This window comes from Oleiphilus sp. HI0080 (assembly GCF_001635135.1).
Map to the genome: position 1 here is coordinate 1 of NZ_LWFU01000826.1, position 2,112 is coordinate 2,112.

Below are 2,112 nucleotides of genomic sequence, written 5' to 3' on the forward strand. Positions count from 1 at the left end.
AGAAGGCCTATTGATGACGCCAATGATCGAGGGTGGCGACGTTGTTGTTCCTCTTGGTGATCGTGTGCTTGGTCGTGTAACGGCAAAGGATGCATTTGCTCCTGGTGACACAGAAAACGCCGTTCTTCCTCGCGGTACGTTCCTTGATGAAAAGCGTGTAGAGGAATTAGAGCAAGCGGGTGTTGATGAAGTTTGGGTTCGCTCAGCGATTACTTGTGATACGCGTCATGGTGTGTGCTCGCAATGTTACGGACGTGACCTCGCGCGGGGCCATGTTGTTAATCGTGGCGAAGCGGTAGGTGTTATTGCAGCTCAATCGATCGGCGAGCCAGGTACGCAGCTGACAATGCGTACTTTCCACATTGGTGGTGCTGCGTCACGGTCCTCTGCGGTAGACAATATCCAAGTCAAGCATGGCGGGTCTGTTCGCTTGCATAATATGAAGCACATCGAGCGTAAAGATGGCAACCTTGTTGTTACTTCTCGTTCATCTGCTTTGGCAGTTGCCGACGAGCATGGTCGTGAGCGAGAGTGGTATAAACTGCCTTACGGCGCGGTCATTTCGGTGAAAGACGGCGCTGCTGTAGAGGCGGGTCAGGTAGTTGCTAAATGGGATCCGCACACGCACCCTATCATTACCGAACAAAGCGGTAAGATTCAGTTAGTCGGCTTTGAAGATGGTATTACCATTTCTACTAAGACCGACGAATTGACCGGTCTTAGTAGTATCCAGATTTTAGATCCTAAAGACCGTCCTGCCTCAGGTAAGGATGTGCGTCCTATGATCCAATTGGTCGATGCGAAAGACAAGCCAGTTATGCTGCCTGGCACAGATACGCCATTCCAGATGTTTTTGCCTGCGAATGCGCTGCTGTCACTACGTAACGGCGATGAGGTAAGTGAGGGTGATATTATCGCTCGTATCCCTCAAGAGTCCTCTAAAACGCGTGATATCACGGGTGGTCTGCCGCGAGTGGCCGACTTGTTCGAAGCGCGTAAGCCGAAAGAGTCTTCTATTCTTGCGGAGATTTCCGGTGTCGTGAGCTTTGGTAAAGAGACGAAGGGTAAAAAGCGCCTTGTCATTACTCCGAAAGATGGTAGCGATCCATATGAAGAGTTGATTCCGAAGCATCGTCAGATGAACGTGTTTGAAGGTGAGAGTGTAGAGAAGGGAGAGGTTGTTTCTGATGGCCCGTCTAATCCGCACGATATCTTGCGTCTTCTTGGGGTCGTTGAGTTGGCGAAGTACATCACAAACGAAGTTCAGGATGTTTACCGCTTGCAGGGGGTTGTCATCAATGACAAGCACATTGAAGTGATTGTGCGCCAGATGCTTCGAAAGGTTGAGGTGACTCAGGCTGGCGATACTGATCTCATCAAAGGTGATCAGGTTGAATACGTTCACTTCCTTGAGGCGAATGAGAAGGCCGACTTGGACGACAAGATGCCTGCACAGTGTGAGCGGCAGTTGCTTGGTATTACCAAAGCATCTCTTGCAACAGAGTCGTTTATTTCTGCGGCATCCTTCCAGGAGACTACGCGCGTTCTTACAGAAGGTGCGGTTACGGGTAAGAGAGACTTCCTTCGCGGCTTGAAAGAGAATGTTGTTGTTGGCCGACTGATTCCTGCCGGAACAGGTTTGGCTTACCACGCAGAAAGAAAAGCGAGAAAAGAAAAAGGCCCGGTCGAAGAAGGCTTGGGTGTTTCAGCTCAGGATGTTGTAGAAGCGTTGAGTGCTGAACTGAACAAAGAGAGCGGTTCGCTTTAAGCGAGCTGGTTTCTTTCGTGTTGTGGCGTTTGGTTAAAAATAAACCAAACGCCTTGACACTGTACGGGGGCGTCATTAGACTTGCGCCCCTCGACTTGAGAGCACCTATTTTGGGTGGGAATTTGATAGATAATATTGGAGTTTGCTTACATGGCAACTATTAATCAGTTGGTGCGTAAGCCTAGAAAGCGTGTCGTCGCTAAAAGTGACGTTCCCGCGTTGCAGGCTTGTCCGCAGCGTCGTGGTGTTTGTACTCGTGTTTATACGACTACGCCGAAAAAGCCTAACTCGGCTTTGCGTAAAGTATGTCGTGTGCGCCTTACAAACGGCTACGAAGTAACATC

Annotated in this window: 2 pseudogenes; both read left to right on the plus strand. The window is 49.8% G+C overall.

From position 1 onward, the window contains the following. Positions 1 to 1,768: pseudogene (locus A3751_RS16930) on the plus strand (DNA-directed RNA polymerase subunit beta'); the annotation flags it as partial. Positions 1,769 to 1,918: 150 nt separating this feature from the next. Then, positions 1,919 to 2,112 (plus strand): annotated as a pseudogene (gene rpsL / locus A3751_RS16935) (30S ribosomal protein S12); the annotation flags it as partial.